This is a genomic window from Actinokineospora spheciospongiae (genome assembly GCF_003182415.1).
GTDB lineage: Bacteria > Actinomycetota > Actinomycetes > Mycobacteriales > Pseudonocardiaceae > Actinokineospora > Actinokineospora spheciospongiae.
On the sequence record NZ_QHCP01000002.1, the window covers coordinates 494740 to 509547 of the forward strand.

The window sequence follows — 14808 nt, forward strand, 5'->3', positions numbered from 1 at the left end:
CTCATGTCGTACGGGAGGTGCTCGATGCGCGCGCTGCGGGTCGTCGGGCTGGCGGACGATGGCAAGACCATCGTCTGCGAGGACTCGGCGCGAGGCGAGCGCTTCACCCTCCCGGCGGACGAGCGGCTGCGCGCGGCCGCCCGAGGAGACGTCACCCGACTCGGCCAGATCGAGATCGAGCTGGAGAGCCAGATGCGTCCTCGTGAGATCCAGGCCCGCATCCGTGCGGGTGAGTCCGTCGAGCAGGTCGCGGAGGCCTCGGGCCTCCCGACGCACAAGATCGACCGCTTCGCCTACCCCGTCCTGCAGGAGCGCTCCCGCTACGCCGAGATGGCCCAGCGGGCGCACCCGGTCCGCGAGGAGGGCCCGGACGTGCGGACCCTCGACGAGGTGGTCCAGCACGCCTTCACCCTGCGCGGGCAGGACTACGCCGAGGTCGCGCTGTGGGACTCGTGGCGCAACGAGGAAGGCAAGTGGATCGTTCGCCTGAGCTGGACGGCGGGCCGGTCGCACAACCGCGCCCACTGGTCGTTCAGCCCGGGCGCCCAGGGCGGCACGGTCACCCCGCTCGACGAGCACGCCCACGACCTGCTGGACCCGCAGCCGACCCGCACCCTGCGCACGGTCCGCCCGGTCACCGAGCTGGCCCAGGCGGCCATGAGCCTGGAGACCGCGGACCCGGGGCCCGAGCAGCCGCCCGCGGCCCCCTCAGCACCGGTGGTGCCCGCCGCCGAGCCCGACCGCCGCGACCCGGAGCAGGACTTCGTCGAGGACTTCGAGCTGACGCCCGAGCCCGAGCCGACCCCGGCACCGGTGGCGCTGGACCTGGAGGAGGAACTGGCCGTCCCGGAGCCGGTCCCCGCCCCCCAGCCCGCCGCCGTGGTCGAGTTCCCCGAGGAGGCGCAGGCCCCGGAGCCCGAGCAGCCGGACGCCCCCGCCGAGGACGCGCCCCGCAAGCAGGACCCCGCCGCGGCCCGCCGCCCCGCCAAGGGGAAGAAGGCCCGCCCGATCGTCCCCTCGTGGGAGGACGTCCTCCTGGGCACCCGCTCCAACCGCGGGTAGCACGGCACCGGAACGCAACGCGGAAGCCCCGGCTCACACCAGAGCCGGGGCTTCCGCGTTCCCACCAGCGTCCACTGAGGGCAGTCGGGGCACCGGTCAGCCGGGGTCGAGCGCGAGCAGCCTCCCCACGCGGCGGATGACGTCGACCTGGGCCGGGCTGTAGAGGTCGTGCAGGGCCGTCGCCATCGTCTGCGCGGCCAGGCGCGCGGCGGCCGGTGTGTCCGCCTTCAGCTCCCGCATCCCCGGGTGGTCGGCCTGGAGTTCGCGGATGTACCCGACCATGCGCCGGGCCAGGTCCTCGCGGGTCTGCTCGTCGGCGTCGGGGGGCAGGTGGTCGAACTCGTCCGTGCTGGGATCGGCGCTGTAGGCCTCCAGCATCCCCCGGTAGGCGGTGATGGCCGAGGGGCTGAGCAACCGGCTCATCACCACGACGAACGAGCGGTCGGCGGCGGTCAGCTTCGCGTCGGCGGCGGCCTGGGCCAACTCGGCGGGCAGGTCGGTGGGGGCGGCCTTGTCCAGGATCAGGGCGAGTTCGGCGCGCACCCGCTGCAACCGCTCGATGGTCCCGGCGACCTCGGCGTCCAGCGCCCGCAGCGCCTCCTCGGGGTGCTCGTCGGCGTTGCCCATCCCGGCGATCTGCGGCAGGGAGAACCCGAGGTCGGTCAGGCGCTTGATCCGCAGCAGGCGCACCAGGTGCGCGACGCCGTAGCGCTTGTAGCCGTTGGCCCGGCGCTCGGGCTCGGCGAGCAGGCCCACCTCGTGGTAGTGCCGCACCGCGCGCACGCTGGTGCCCGCGAGTTCGGCGATCTGCCGGGTGCTCCAGGCCAAGCCGTCCCCCCTCGGGAAGCGGGTGCGGACCGTGCTGTCACGGCGTGCTCAGCCGCCGTCGCGGCGACCAGGGCGGTCTCACCCGGGGACGGCGTCCAGCAGGTGCAGGTCCCAGCCCTCCCGCTCGCACCAGTCCTCCGCGGCCTCCCGGTCCAGCGGCTCCGCCGACCGGGTGCGCGGCGCCCCCAACCGGGTCCACCCGTCCGGGGCCAGCAGGTACACCTGCGTGTCGCGGACCGCGAGCAGCCTCCCGTCCGGGAAGGCCATGCTCGGCGCCGTGCGGAGGAAGCGCACCGTCATGGCCACATGATGCCCGCCCCGGCCGCAGCGCGCGAGCCAACCCCCGCCGTTGTGATCACTTCCCTTGCGCCGCAAGCGAAACCCGGACCTGTGGAAAACCGGATGCCGATTGTCGTCCCTCCTCGCTAACGTCGGACGAGGCGACGAAGGGGGCACCATGAGCGAGGACCCGCGTCCGGGTTCCAGGCTGGCCGCGCTGCGCAGGCTCGGCCCGTACGTCCGCCCGCTGCGCTGGTACCTCATCGGCTCCGGGCTGGCGGTGCTGGGCTCGATGGCCTGCGGCCTGACCATGCCCCTGGTCGTCAAGGCCATCCTGGACGGCCCGGTGGCGCACCGCGACACCGGCGGGCTCGGGTGGATGATCGGGTTCATCGTGGTCCTGGGGATCGCCGAGGCGGGCCTGATCTGGTTGCGCCGCAGGCTGGTCTCCGAACCGTCCACCCGGATCGAGGCGAACCTCCGCGCCGACCTCTACCACCACCTGCAGAGCCTCCCGGTCGCCTTCCACGACCAGTGGCAGTCCGGGCAGTTGCTCTCCCGCGCCGTGTCGGACCTGTCGACGCTGCGGCGGTTCATCGGGTTCGCGGCGATCTTCATGGTGGTCAACGCGCTGACGATCGTGATGGGCATCGGGGTGCTTTTCGTGCTGGACCCGTGGCTGGGGTTGATCACCCTGCTGTGCGCGGCGCCGCTGATCGTCATCTCCACCCGCTACGAGCTGCGCTTCTCCGTGCTCTCCCGCCGGTCCCAGGACCAGGCGGGCGACCTGGCGACCACGGTCGAGGAGTCGGTGCTGGGCATCCGGGTGCTCAAGGCGTTCGGTCGCGGGCCCGACATCGCCCGCCGGTTCGGGCAGCAGGCGCGGGAGCTGCGGACGACGGAACTGGCCAAGTACAAGGTCATCGCCGGGCTGATCGGCGTGATCATCTTCCTGCCGGAGCTGGGCATCGGCCTGCAACTGCTGGTGGGGACGCAGGGGATCGCACAGGGGACGATGTCGATCGGCACCCTGGTCGCGGGCATCACCGTGGCCACCTACCTGCGCTGGCCGACCGACTCCATCGGCTGGCTGCTGGCCGAGACCAACCAGGCGGCGACGGCGTGCGAGCGGTACTGGGAGGTGCGCGACTCGCCGATCACCGTCACCGACCCGGCCGACCCGGTGCCGCTGCCCGCCGACGGGGACGGCGAGCTGCGGCTCGACGGCGTCCGCTTCGCCTACCCGGGCGCGGCGGGCGAGGTGCTGTCCGGGGTCGACCTGGTGGTGCGCCCCGGCGAGACCGTGGCGCTCGTGGGGCCGACCGGGTCCGGCAAGACCACGCTCACCGCGCTGGTGCCGCGCCTGGCCGACGTGACCGGTGGGCGGGTACTCGTCGACGGGGTGGACGTGCGCGACCTGCGGCTGGGCGACCTGCGCACGGCCGTGGCCACCGCGTTCGAGGAGCCGGTGCTGTTCTCGGCGAGCGTGCGGGAGAACGTGGCGCTCGGCTCCCCCGGCGTCACCGACGCCGACGTGCGGGTGGCGCTGCGGATCGCGCAGGCCGAGGAGTTCGTCGACCGGCTGCCGTGGGGGCTCGACACCCGGATCGGCGAGGAGGGGCTATCGCTCTCCGGTGGCCAGCGGCAGCGGCTGGCGCTGGCCAGGGCCGTGGTCGGCAGACCGAGGGTGCTGGTGCTCGACGACCCGCTGTCCGCGCTCGACGTGCACACCGAGGCGGAGGTGGAACGCGCGCTGCGGGAGGTGCTGCGCGGGGTCACCGCCCTGGTGGTGGCGCACCGGTCGAGCACCGTGCGGCTGGCCGACCGGGTGGCGCTGCTCGACGGCGGGCGGATCACCGCCGTCGGCACGCACAGCGACCTGTTGGCGGGCAACGCGGACTACCGCGCCCTGCTGTCCACACTGGACGACGAGCGGGAGAGGGTGGGGTCGGCGTGACCGACGAGCAGGCCTGGCGCGGGGTGGCCGCGGAGGACACCGACGAGCTGACCGCCGCGGTCGGGGTGAAGCTGCGCAGGCGGTCGCGGGTGCTGCTGGGCTCGCTGCTGCGACCGCGCCGGTGGTGGGTGCTGCTGGCGTTCTCACTGGTGGTGCTGCACAACGCGGCGGCGCTGTCCGGTCCGCTGCTGATCGCGGTCGCCCTGGACGCGGGTGTGCCGCGCGCCCTCGACGGCGACGGCACCACGCTCGCCTGGTGCGTCGGCGGGTACCTGGCGCTGGCCGTGGCGTCCTCGCTGCTGTACTACGCGTTCATGCGCCTGTCCGGGCGGATCGGCCGCGACGTGCTGACCGACCTGCGGCAGCGGGTGTTCGAGCACTCCGGCAGGTTGTCGGTGTCGTTCCACGAGTCCTACACCTCCGGCAAGGTCGTCTCCCGGATGACCAGCGACGTCGACGCGCTGGAGGACCTGCTCGACACCGGTGTGGAGAACACCCTCACCGCGGTCCTGTCGATGGTCGGCATCGCCGGTCTGCTGGTCGTGCTCGACCCGCCGCTGGCGGTCCTGGTGCTGGCCGGGTTCATCCCGATCTGGTTCATCACCCGGTGGTTCCAGCGCCACTCCGACCGCGCCTACCGCGGCACCCGGGGCGCGATCGCCAAGGTGATCGTGCAGTTCGTGGAGACCATGAACGGCATCCGCGCGGTGCAGGCGTTCCGCCGCGAGCCGCGCAACGAGGCGATCCTGGGCAGCCTGAACGACGAGTTCCGCGGCGCCAACCGGCGCGCGTTCGACCTCATGGCGCACTTCACCCTGGCCGTGCGGCTGATCGGCAACCTGTCGCTGGCCTTGGTCCTGGCGATCGGCGCCTGGCGGGTGATCGGCGGCGGACTGGAACTGGGGGTGCTGACCGCGTTCACCCTGTACCTGCGCCGCTTCTACGACCCGCTCGACGACATCGCCATGTTCGCCAACTCCTACTCCTCGGCCACCGCGGCCCTGGAGAAGATCTCCGGCCTGCTCCAGGAGCGCCCCGACGTCGCCGAACCGGACCACCCGGTGGAACTGCCCCGGCACGCGGGCGGTCGGCGCATCACCTTCGACGGCGTGGAGTTCCGCTACCGCCCCGACACCCCGGTGGTGCTGCACCCGCTGGACCTCGACATCGCCGCGGGCCAGACCGTCGCCCTGGTCGGCCCCACCGGCGCGGGCAAGTCGACCGTGGCGAAGCTGGTGGCCCGCTTCTACGACCCGACCGCCGGAACCGTCCGCCTCGACGGGGTGGACCTGCGCTCCCTCGGCGACGCGGAGCTGCGCCGGTCGGTGGTCATGGTGACCCAGGAGAACTTCCTGTTCAGCGGTTCGGTGGCCGACAACATCGCCCTGGGCGACCCCACCGCCACCCGGCCGCGGATCGAGGCGGCGGCCCGCGCGGTGGGCGGGCACGAGTTCATCACCGCCCTGCCCGAGGGCTACGACACCGACGTCCGCAAGCGCGGCGGCAGGCTGTCCGCGGGCCAGCGCCAGATCATCGCCTTCGCCCGCGCCTACCTGGCCGACCCGGCGGTGCTGGTGCTGGACGAGGCCACCTCCAGCCTCGACGTGCCAACCGAGCAGGTCGTGCAGCGGGCGTTGGAGTCGGTCCTCGCCGACCGCACAGCCCTGATCATCGCCCACCGGTTCTCCACCGTCCTGATCGCCGACCGGGCACTGGTCATCGCCGACGGCCGGGTGGCCGAGGACGGCCCACCCGCCGACCTCATCGCCGGGGGCGGCCACTTCGCCACCCTGCACGCCACCTGGCGCGACTCCCTGGTCTGACCCGGGCCCGTGCAACCCGGGCTTGTGCGGTGGTGCCCGGGTGGGTGGGTGCGCTTGCCGGCCGACGACCCCGACAACCGGCGGCCCGGCGAGCGACTGCCCGGGTGGGTGGAGGTGCTTGGCCAACCGACCACCCCCGCAACCGGCGGCCCGACCAAGCAACTGCCCGGGTGGGTGAAGGTGCTTGGTCAACCGGCCACCCCGAGAACCGGCGGCCCGACCAAGCAACTGCCCGGGTGGGTGGAGGTGCTTGCCCAACCGACCACCCCCGCAACCGCCGGCCCGGCGAGCGAACTGCCCGGGTGGGTGGATGTGTTTGGCCGGGGGTGGCGATCATGTGACAGCCTGCCTGGGCGGTGGGGCATCTTTTCAGCCCCACCTGACGCACTGGAGCACATGATCGCCATAGGGGCCCCGGCCAAACACATCCACCCAGCCGGGCACACCCACACAAAGACCGGGCTTTGCAGGAGACGGCCGAGCCGAGCACATCCACCCACCCGGGCACCCACCAAACGACCGGCGCTTGAGCCGAAGCACGGCCTACAGGTCCACCGCCCAGGTGTGCACGGGCATGCCGGTGGCGCTCAGTTCCATGTACCGGCCCAGCATCCCGGTCAGCGCCTTGTCCCGGTCCAGGCCCCGGCCCTCCAGCGCGGCCACCGCGGCGCGCTGCCAGGAGGAGCCGGTGCGCCGGGTGAGGCACCGCTGCTCGATCACGCCCAGGTACCGGTCGGCGACGCGGGCGGAGACCCCCAGCTCGGCCAGGCCAGCGTGGGCCATGGGCAGCAGCCTGCGCAGCACCAGTTCCTCCGGTGGCACCCAGCCGATGCCCGGCCAGTACAGCCGGGCGTCGAACCCGTGCCGCGCCCCGGCCGAGAGGTTCTCCTCGGCGGCCTGGAACGACATCTGGGTCCACACGGGACGGTCCGGGGAGGTGAGCGCCCGCTGTGCGCCGTAGAAGAACGCGGCGTTGGCCAGCAGGTCCACCACGGTCGGGCCCGACGGCAGCACCCGGTTCTCCACCCGCAGGTGCGGGCCGGTGGGGCCCACGTCGTACACCGGGCGGTTCCAGCGCCAGATGGTGCCGTTGTGCAGCCGCATCTCGGCGAGCCTGGGCGCTCGCCCGGCCTCCAGCGCTTCGATCGGGTCCTCGTCGTCGACCTCGGGCAGGAGGCCGGGGAAGTAGCGGGCGTTCTCCTCGAACAGGTCGAAGATCGAGGTGATCCACCGCTCGCCGAACCACACCCGGGGGCGGACGCCCTGGTTCTTCAGCTCGTCTGGGCGGGTGTCGGTGGACTGGAGGAACAGCGGGATGCGCGTTTCGTGCCACAGCGCCTTGCGCAGCAGGAACGGTGAGTTCGCGCCGATCGCCACCTGCACCCCGGCCAGGCACTGCGCCGCGTTCCAGTTCGCGGCGAAGTCGTCGGGGGCGACCTGCAGGTGCAGTTGGGTGGAGGTGCAGGCCGACTCGACGAGGATCGAGTCGTGCAGGCTGCGCAGGCGTTCGGAGGAGCCCTGGCCGGGCATCGGGCTGCCGTCCATCGACAGGCGCACGTTCTCGCCTCGGGCAGCGACGATGCGGTCGTTGAGGCGGCGGTAGCGCACGTTCGACGACAGCCACCTGGGGTCGAAGTGCTCGGCGCGCAGCGTCGGCAGGCTGCCGATCATCACCAGCGAGGCGCCGGTGTCGGCGGCCTTGCGCTCGGCCAGGTCCAGCTTCGCAACCAGGTCGTCCTCCAGGCCGCGCAGCTCGTCGCCCGCCAGGGGGCGCGGGTCGACGTTCAACTCCAGGTTGTGCTGGCCCAGTTCCGGGGTGAACACCGGGTCGTCGATCTTCTCCAGCACCACGCGGTTGAGCATCGCGGGCTGCCGGTCGCGGTCGACCAGGCTGAACTCGATCTCCAGGCCCATGGTGGGCGGTGCGACGGCGAACGCGTCGTCGGTGAGCATCCGGCGCAGGGCGTCGAGGCCCAGTCGGACTTTGCGGCGGTAGCGCTCGTGGTCCTCCCGGGTAGCGCCATCGGTCCTGACGTCCTGGCCCATATTGCCCTCCCCGTCCCGCCGGGAGACCAACGTTCGCATGTGCGGCCGGGACCTGTCAGCGGCCAAATCAGTGCACTGGGTCATCAATTAATCACACTCGGCAATTGTCCTGTCACCCCCCGGAGCCGGCGCCGCGGCATGGGAGACTGCCCGGGTGGCGCAGGTGATCGAGGTGGACGACCCGGCGGATGCGCGGCTCGACGACTTCCGGGACCTGTCGACCGCCGACCGCCGACCGGACCGGCCGGGTGGGCGCGGGCTGGTGCTCGCGGAGGGGGTCGTGGTCGTGCAGCGGCTGCTGGCCTCCCGCTACCCGGTGCGCGCCCTGCTCGGCGTGCGCCGCCGGGTCGAGGCGCTGGCCGGTGAACTCGCCGACCTGGACGCGCCCGCCTACGTGGCCACCGCGGAGGTCATGGCCGAGGTGGTCGGCTTCCACCTCAACCGCGGTGTGCTGGCCGCCGCCGACCGCGCCGCCCCGCCCGACCTGGCCGGGCTGACCGCCACCGCGCGCACCCTGGCCGTGCTGGAGGGTGTGGGCGACCACGAGAACCTGGGCGCGCTGTTCCGCAACGCCGCCGCCCTCGGCGTCGACGGCGTGCTGCTGGGTCCGGGGTGCAGCGACCCGCTGTACCGGCGCAGCGTCCGGGTGTCGATGGGGCACGTGCTCGCGGTGCCGTTCGCGCCGCTGGAGCCGTGGCCGGACGGGTTGCAGTGGTTGCGGGACAGGGGTTTCCGGGTGCTGGCCCTCACCCCGCGCGCCGACTCGGAACCGCTGTCGGCGGTCGAGCCGGGGCAGAGGGTGGCGCTGCTGCTCGGCTCGGAGGGCCCCGGGCTGACCGACGAGGCGATCGCGGCGGCCGACGCGGCGGTGCGGATTCCGATGGCGCGCGGCGTCGACTCGCTCAACGTGGCCACGGCCGGGGCGGTCGCCTTCCACGCGCTCGGCCGGGAGTGGACGTGACCGAAGGGAGACCGGTGGAGCTGCGGGTCAGGAACGAGCGCCCGGTGCTGGTCGGCACCGACGGCACGGGCAACCGGGAGGTCGACCCGGACACGCTGCCGCTCGGCGGCGAGCTGGCGGGCGCCCTGCGCGAGTGGGCCAAGGTCGCCGCCGCCGTCGACCGGGGTGACGCGGACGCCGCCGCCGACCTGGTCTCCCGGCGCGGGGCGCAGCTCGCGGCCCGGGTCGCGGACGCGCTGGGTCGGCCGGTCGAGTACGCGGACCCGGTCACCGGCGAGGTCGTCGTGGTCGAGCCCAGCCCGCCGCCGACCGCCGCCGAGCGCCCGGCCGAACCCACGCCGTGGTCCACCGGCCTGACCGTGGCCGGGTTCGTGCTGGTGGTGACGGTCATCGCGGTGGTGTCGCTGGCGAGCACCCTGCACGAGACGAACCCGCTGCTGGCCCTGGTGTCCAACGTGGTGATCAGCGCGGGGCTGCTGCCCTCGATCTGGCTGGCCCGCCGGGTCGCGGTCTGGCGCTGGGTGGCCGCCGGGGTGGCGGGCGGCATCGTGCTGAGCTGGCTGGCGCTGCCGTTCATCCTCTTCGGCTGACCCCCGGTCACCCGACCGTCTTCCATCCGACCGTCCACCCGCTCGGTCGGGCATCCGCTCGGCCGCCCACCTCCCCGGCCGGGTGCCCGCCTGACCGTTGACCCGCTCGGCCATCGATCTGCCTGCCGGGCATCCGCTCGGCCGCCCACCTGCCTCGTCGATCATCGACCTGGCTGGGCAAGCGCTTGCCTGGTCGAGCGCCCGATCTCCCGTGCGCCCTGGCCGGTCGCCCGAGTCGTGGCCTGGCCGCCGGCCCCCGGTTTCCACGCTACCGGTGGGGGCTGACGGTTCTGGGATGTTCGCGGGGGTTGTACACAGGTCTCGTCGGGGTTGTCCACAGGGGCATGAGGTGCCCCGGGTCCATCCGCGCGGTGGGTGGGATGGGTCACCAGGGGTCGTCCACACGGTGGGCTGGTGGGCACGGCGATGTTGTTGCCAGTATCTTGCAGTTGGAACTTACTGGCGATAAGAAGTGAGGAACGCGCGTGGCCCCCTACGCCCTGCCGGACCTGGACTACGACTACGGGCAGCTCGAGCCGGTGATCATCGGGGAGATCAACGAGCTGCACCACAGCAAGCACCACGCCGCCTACGTCAAGGGTGCGAACGACACCCTGGACAAGATCGCCGAGGCCCGGGAGAAGGGGGACTTCGGCTCGATCGTGGGGCTGGAGACGACCCTGGCGTTCAACCTCGCCGGGCACTCGCTGCACATCCAGTGGTGGAAGAACCTGAGCCCGGACGGCGGCGACAAGCCGGTCGGCGAGCTGGCGGCGGCCGTCGACGAGCACTTCGGGTCGTTCGACGGGCTGCGCAAGCAGCTCAACGCGGTGGCGGGGACCATCCAGGGCTCCGGCTGGGGCGTGCTCGCCTGGGACCCGGTCGGCGAGCGGCTGATCACCCAGCAGCTCAGGGACCACCACTCGAACCTGTCGATCGTCACCACCCCGCTGCTGGCGTTCGACATCTGGGAGCACGCGTACTACCTGCAGTACAAGAACGCGAAGACCGACTACATCGAGAAGCTGTGGAACATCGTCGACTGGACGGACGTCTCCGCGCGGTTCGAGCAGGCCAGGGCGGGCGCGAACGGGCTCCAGGCCCCCACGCCCGGGCAGTAGCGGCCACCAGGCCCGGCGGGGATGCTCCGACAAGCCCCCTGCCGTGGATAGGAACGAGGCCCCACTCCCGGACGCTTGGGAGTGGGGCCTCGCTGTTCCCGAACTGACTGCCGCGCTCCCACCACGAAGCGGACAAGACTTAGGTTAGCCTTACTTCACTACGAGCGCAAGACCCGGTTCCGAAAAACTGCGGGCCGCCACCCGATCAGGTGACGGCCCGCAGGTCGGACGGGGGTTCAGCCGCGGCGCAGGATGCGCAGGCCGCGCACCCGGGCGGGCAGCTTGACCCCGCCCCGGCGCAGCAGCACCAGGCCGCAGACCAGGGCCGCGCCCGCCGCGACGGCGCCGCCGACGAAGAACGGCGAGCGGCCGCCCCAGGTGTCGGCCAGCCAGCCGGTCATCGGGGCGCCGATGGGGTTGCCGCCGACGAAGACCAGCATGTAGAGGCCCATGACCCGGCCGCGCATCTCCGGGGAGACCGCGAGCTGCACGGTGGCGTTCGCCGTGGTCATGAAGGTCATCACCGCGAAGCCGACCGGCACCAGGGCCAGGGCGAAGGTCAGGTAGCTGGGCATCAGCCCGGCCACCACCTCCAGCACCCCGAACCCGAACGCGGCCACCAGCAGCAACCGGGTCCGGGGCCTGCCCCGGCCGGAGCGGCGGGCCGCCACCAGCGCGCCCGCCAGCGTGCCCACGGCCAGGGTCGTCGACAGCAGGCCGTAGCCCGCGGCGTCGCGCTGGAACACGTTCGCCGCGACCACCGCCAGGCTGACGAAGAAGGTCATGCCGAAGGTGCTGACGAAGAACACCAGCACCATCACCGTCATCAGGTCCGGCCTGCCCCACACGTACCGCAGGCCCGCGCGAAGCTGCCCCTTGGCCCGATCGAGCCGAGGGCCGCGGATCAGCTTCGCCGGGTCCATCATGACCAGCCCGACGATGACGGCGACGGTGAAGACCGCGTTGCCCAGGAACAGCCAGCCGGTGCCGATCAGGGTGATCATCACGCCCGCGATGGCCGGGCCGACGATCCGGGCCAGGTTGAAGCTGGTGGAGTTCAGCGCGACCGCGTTGGTCACCTGGTCGCGGCCGACGATCTCCACCACGAACGACTGCCGGGTGGGCACCTCCACCGCGGAGAACGCGCCGAGCACGAAGCACAGCACGTAGACGTGCCACACCTGCACCACGCCGGTGACGTCGAGCAGGCCCAGCACCAGCGCGCTGGTGGCGATGCCCGCCTGCAACCCGATGAGCAGCTTGCGCTTGTCGAGCCGGTCGGCGAGCACACCCGCCCACAGCGAGAACATCAGCGTCGGCAGGAACTGCAGCGCCGCGGCGATGCCCAGGGCCACCGGGTTGTTGTCGGTGAGCACCAGGACCAGCCAGTCCTGCGCGATCCGCTGCATCCAGGTGCCCACGTTGGACACGACCTGCCCGGAGGCGAACAGCCGGTAGTTGCGCACCCGCAGCGAGGAGAACATGCCGACCCTGCCGTCCGCCTCCCCGGCGGTCGGGGCGGCTGTGGTGTCGGCGCTGTCCGCGACCACCTCGGCGGTCCGGTCGTTCTCGGGTGGGGGGTTTGCGGGCGGGGACGCTGCCGAGGGCTGCGCGAGGTCCTGGACGATGTCGTTGGTCGGTCGCTGCTCTCGGGTGTCACCCGCGTAGGCCCGCATCTAGTTCTTGTTCCCCGCCATCCTGTCGATGATCTCGGCGGCCCGGTGGAGGATCTCCCGCTCACCCGGGTCGAGTTCGGCCAACCTCCGGTCCAGCCACGCCTCGCGCGCCGAGATGTCGGTGCGGACGTGGTCCAGTCCACTGTCGGTGAGCGCCACGATCGCCTGGCGCCCGTCGTTCGGGTTCGGCCGCCTGCTCAGGTGGCCGAGCTCCTCCAGGGCGGCGATCACCCTGGTCATCGAGGGCGGTCGCACGCCCTCGTTCGCGGCCAGTTCCCCCGGGGACATCGGCCCGCACTTGTAGAGGCACGACAGCGCCGACAACTGCGTCAGCGTCAGGTCCTCGTTCGCCCGCTGCGCCCGGAGCCTGCGGTTGAGCCGCACCACCGCCAGCCGCAACCGGCTGATGAGGCCCTCGTCCGCGGTCTCCGACACGATCGTTAGCTTACCTCAGCAATTAAATCGCCTCCAGCCATTCACGCACACGTCACACCGGCCCCCGGACCAGGCAGTCCGGGGGCCGGTGCGGCGTGCGCGGGGTGTCAGGCGTTGAGGGCGGCCTCGATCGGCCCGATGGCGAAGTAGACGACGAAGGCCACCGCCACGAACCACATCAGCGGGTGCACCCGGCGGGACTTGCCGGTGACGACCCGCAACAGCACGAAGGTGATGAACCCGGCGCCGATGCCGTTGGCGATCGAGTAGGTGAACGGCATGACGACGATGGTCAGGAACGCGGGCAGCGCGATGGTGAAGTCGCTGAAGTCGATCTCGGCGACCTGCGCCATCATCATCGCCCCGACCACCACCAGCGCCGGGGCCGCAGCCTCGATCGGCACCACCTGGTAGAGCGAGGTCAGGAACATCGCGGCGAGGAACAGCAGCCCGGTCACCACGTTGGCCAACCCGGTCCGCGCGCCCTCGGCGATCCCGGCCGCCGACTCGATGTAGACGGTGTTCGAACTCGACGACGCCACCCCGCCCGCGACCGCGCCGACGCCGTCGACGAACAGCGCCCGGTTCGTGTTCGGCAACTGGCCGTCCGCGTCGACCAGGCCCGCCTCCTTGCCCAGCCCGGTCATGGTGCCGATGGTGTCGAAGAAGTCGGTCAGCACCAGGGTGAACACGAGCAGGGCCGCGGTCAGCGCCGGAATCCGCCCCCACGCCCCGAACGACACCTCACCGAGCAGGGACAGGTCCGGCAGCGAGAGGATGTCCTCCGGCAGCCCCGGGTAGCCCAGGTTCCAGCCCTTCGGGTTGACCCCCGCCGACGGCCCCGCGTGCACGACCGCCTCCAGCACGATGGCGAACACCGTCGTCGCGAGCACCCCGATCAGGATCGCGCCGCGCACCCTCTTGGCCACCAGGACGCCCATCAGCACCAGGCCGACCACGAACACCAGCGTCGGCCAGGACGCGATGGACCCGTTGATGCCCAGTCCCACCGGGACGGTCGTGCCCGCCGCGTCCGGCAGCCGCCGCACGAACCCGGCGTCGACCAGCCCGATGATCGTGATGAACAAGCCGATCCCCACCGCGATCGCGCTCTTGAGCGGGCCGGGGACGGCGTCGAAGACCGCCTTGCGCACCCCGGTGAGCACCAGGAGCAGCACCACGAGCCCGTTGACCACCACCAGCCCCATGGCCTCGGCCCACGACATCTGCGGCGCGATGGTCACGGCGACGAGCGTGTTGATCCCCAGCCCGGCCGCCAGCGCGAACGGCGCGTTCGCCACCATCCCGAACAGGATCGTCATCACCCCCGCGACCAGCGCGGTGACCGCCGCGACCTGCCCGACCGGCAGGACGTCGCCGAACAGGTCCCTGTGTGCCCCCGGGTCGTCGGCGGAGAAGCTGCCCAGGATCAGCGGGTTCAGCACCACGATGTAGGCCATGGTCACGAACGTGACGACCCCGCCGCGGACCTCCCGGCCGATGGTCGAGTTCCGGTCGCTGATCTTGAAGAACCGGTCGACCGCGGACCGCTGCCCGCCGCGCCCGCGCTCCGGCGCGCTCTGGTGGCCGCTCGTCTCCGAGCGGTCGGGTGCCGCGGCCGGGCGGGCGGGGTCCGCAGCGCCCGGGGTGGGCGGTGCGGTCTCGCGGGCGGGATCGGGACCGGGCCCGTCGGTCGCCTCGGACTTCGGGTCGGTGGCCATGGCGTAGCCTCCCGGGTGTGGCCGGAACGGCGGAGAACCAGAACGGGGAGCCCCTGCGCCCCCCACCCCCGCTGCCGCGGCGGTTGCTGGCACTGGCCCCCGTCGTCTACGTCGGCACCGGCGGGTGGATTGTGGTGGCGGTGGCCCTGGCCGTCGCGCGGTACGCGTTCGACCGGACCCCGCCGATCTGGCTGTGGACCGCACTGTCCGGTGTGGCACTGGGGATAGTAGGGGCAGGCATCATGCTGTGGCAGCAGCGCGCGGCCAAGCGGGGCTCCCGAACTGCCCAGAAGGTCGACTGAGGCCCCC

13 protein-coding genes are annotated in these 14808 nt (G+C 72.4%); 7 read left to right on the forward strand and 6 right to left on the reverse strand.

From position 1 onward, the window contains the following. Window positions 1–24: 24 nt before the first annotated feature. The gene (sepH, locus tag DFQ13_RS05920; RefSeq protein ID WP_110079103.1) at window positions 25–1062 is read left to right on the forward strand and encodes a septation protein SepH; all 1038 of its coding nucleotides are present in this window, start codon (window positions 25–27) and stop codon (window positions 1060–1062) included. 96 nt (window positions 1063–1158) lie between these two features. Here sepH and DFQ13_RS05925 read toward each other — a convergent pair whose 3' ends face one another. Both DFQ13_RS05925 and DFQ13_RS05930 read right to left on the reverse strand, forming a co-directional pair. Further along, window positions 1159–1890: a helix-turn-helix domain-containing protein gene (locus DFQ13_RS05925; protein ID WP_035288351.1), complete on the reverse strand. Its 732-nt coding sequence runs from the start codon at window positions 1888–1890 to the stop codon at window positions 1159–1161. 78 nt (window positions 1891–1968) lie between these two features. Continuing rightward, window positions 1969–2190, reverse strand: a complete 222-nt coding sequence (locus DFQ13_RS05930; RefSeq protein WP_035288349.1) for a hypothetical protein — start codon at window positions 2188–2190, stop codon at window positions 1969–1971. A gap of 157 nt (window positions 2191–2347) precedes the next feature. On the opposite strand from DFQ13_RS05930, the gene DFQ13_RS05935 reads away from it, so the two are divergent. Together DFQ13_RS05935 and DFQ13_RS05940 are read left to right on the forward strand one after the other, a co-directional pair. Further along, entirely contained in the window at window positions 2348–4126 is a 1779-nt protein-coding gene (locus tag DFQ13_RS05935; protein WP_110079104.1) for an ABC transporter ATP-binding protein, read from the forward strand. After that, window positions 4123–5949 (forward strand): ABC transporter ATP-binding protein, encoded by a 1827-nt coding sequence (locus tag DFQ13_RS05940; protein ID WP_110079105.1) that lies wholly within the window; start codon window positions 4123–4125, stop codon window positions 5947–5949. Before DFQ13_RS05935 ends, DFQ13_RS05940 begins: the two co-directional genes overlap by 4 nt. Window positions 5950–6492: 543 nt before the next feature. Here DFQ13_RS05940 and DFQ13_RS05945 read toward each other — a convergent pair. Then, complete coding sequence (locus tag DFQ13_RS05945; RefSeq protein ID WP_110079106.1) at window positions 6493–7995, reverse strand: glutamate--cysteine ligase family protein; 1503 nt, start codon at window positions 7993–7995, stop codon at window positions 6493–6495. 154 nt (window positions 7996–8149) lie between these two features. Here DFQ13_RS05945 and DFQ13_RS05950 point away from each other — a divergent pair, with 154 nt between their 5' ends. From DFQ13_RS05950 to DFQ13_RS05960, 3 genes are all read left to right on the forward strand, one after another. Beyond that, the gene (locus tag DFQ13_RS05950) at window positions 8150–8956 is read left to right on the forward strand and encodes a TrmH family RNA methyltransferase (protein WP_035289081.1); all 807 of its coding nucleotides are present in this window, start codon (window positions 8150–8152) and stop codon (window positions 8954–8956) included. Then, window positions 8953–9546 carry a DUF2537 domain-containing protein gene (locus DFQ13_RS05955; RefSeq protein ID WP_407643130.1) on the forward strand — a complete coding sequence of 198 codons (594 nt, stop codon included), beginning with the start codon at window positions 8953–8955 and terminating at the stop codon, window positions 9544–9546. Before DFQ13_RS05950 ends, DFQ13_RS05955 begins: the two co-directional genes overlap by 4 nt. Before the next feature lie 485 nt (window positions 9547–10031). Next, window positions 10032–10667 (forward strand): superoxide dismutase, encoded by a 636-nt coding sequence (locus tag DFQ13_RS05960; protein ID WP_035289075.1) that lies wholly within the window; start codon window positions 10032–10034, stop codon window positions 10665–10667. Between the two features lie 236 nt (window positions 10668–10903). Here the strand turns inward: DFQ13_RS05960 and DFQ13_RS05965 are convergent, their stop codons facing one another. The 3 genes from DFQ13_RS05965 to DFQ13_RS05975 form a co-directional block, all read right to left on the reverse strand. Continuing rightward, window positions 10904–12151, reverse strand: a complete 1248-nt coding sequence (locus tag DFQ13_RS05965; RefSeq protein ID WP_110079316.1) for an MFS transporter — start codon at window positions 12149–12151, stop codon at window positions 10904–10906. Window positions 12152–12343: 192 nt separating this feature from the next. Further along, window positions 12344–12778 (reverse strand): MarR family winged helix-turn-helix transcriptional regulator, encoded by a 435-nt coding sequence (locus DFQ13_RS05970; protein WP_110079108.1) that lies wholly within the window; start codon window positions 12776–12778, stop codon window positions 12344–12346. Window positions 12779–12885: 107 nt separating this feature from the next. Then, entirely contained in the window at window positions 12886–14499 is a 1614-nt protein-coding gene (locus tag DFQ13_RS05975; RefSeq protein ID WP_110079109.1) for an NCS2 family permease, read from the reverse strand. Window positions 14500–14516: 17 nt separating this feature from the next. Between DFQ13_RS05975 and DFQ13_RS05980 the strand changes: the two genes are divergently transcribed. Beyond that, window positions 14517–14801, forward strand: a complete 285-nt coding sequence (locus DFQ13_RS05980; RefSeq protein WP_233438276.1) for a DUF2530 domain-containing protein — start codon at window positions 14517–14519, stop codon at window positions 14799–14801. Window positions 14802–14808 lie beyond the last annotated feature (7 nt).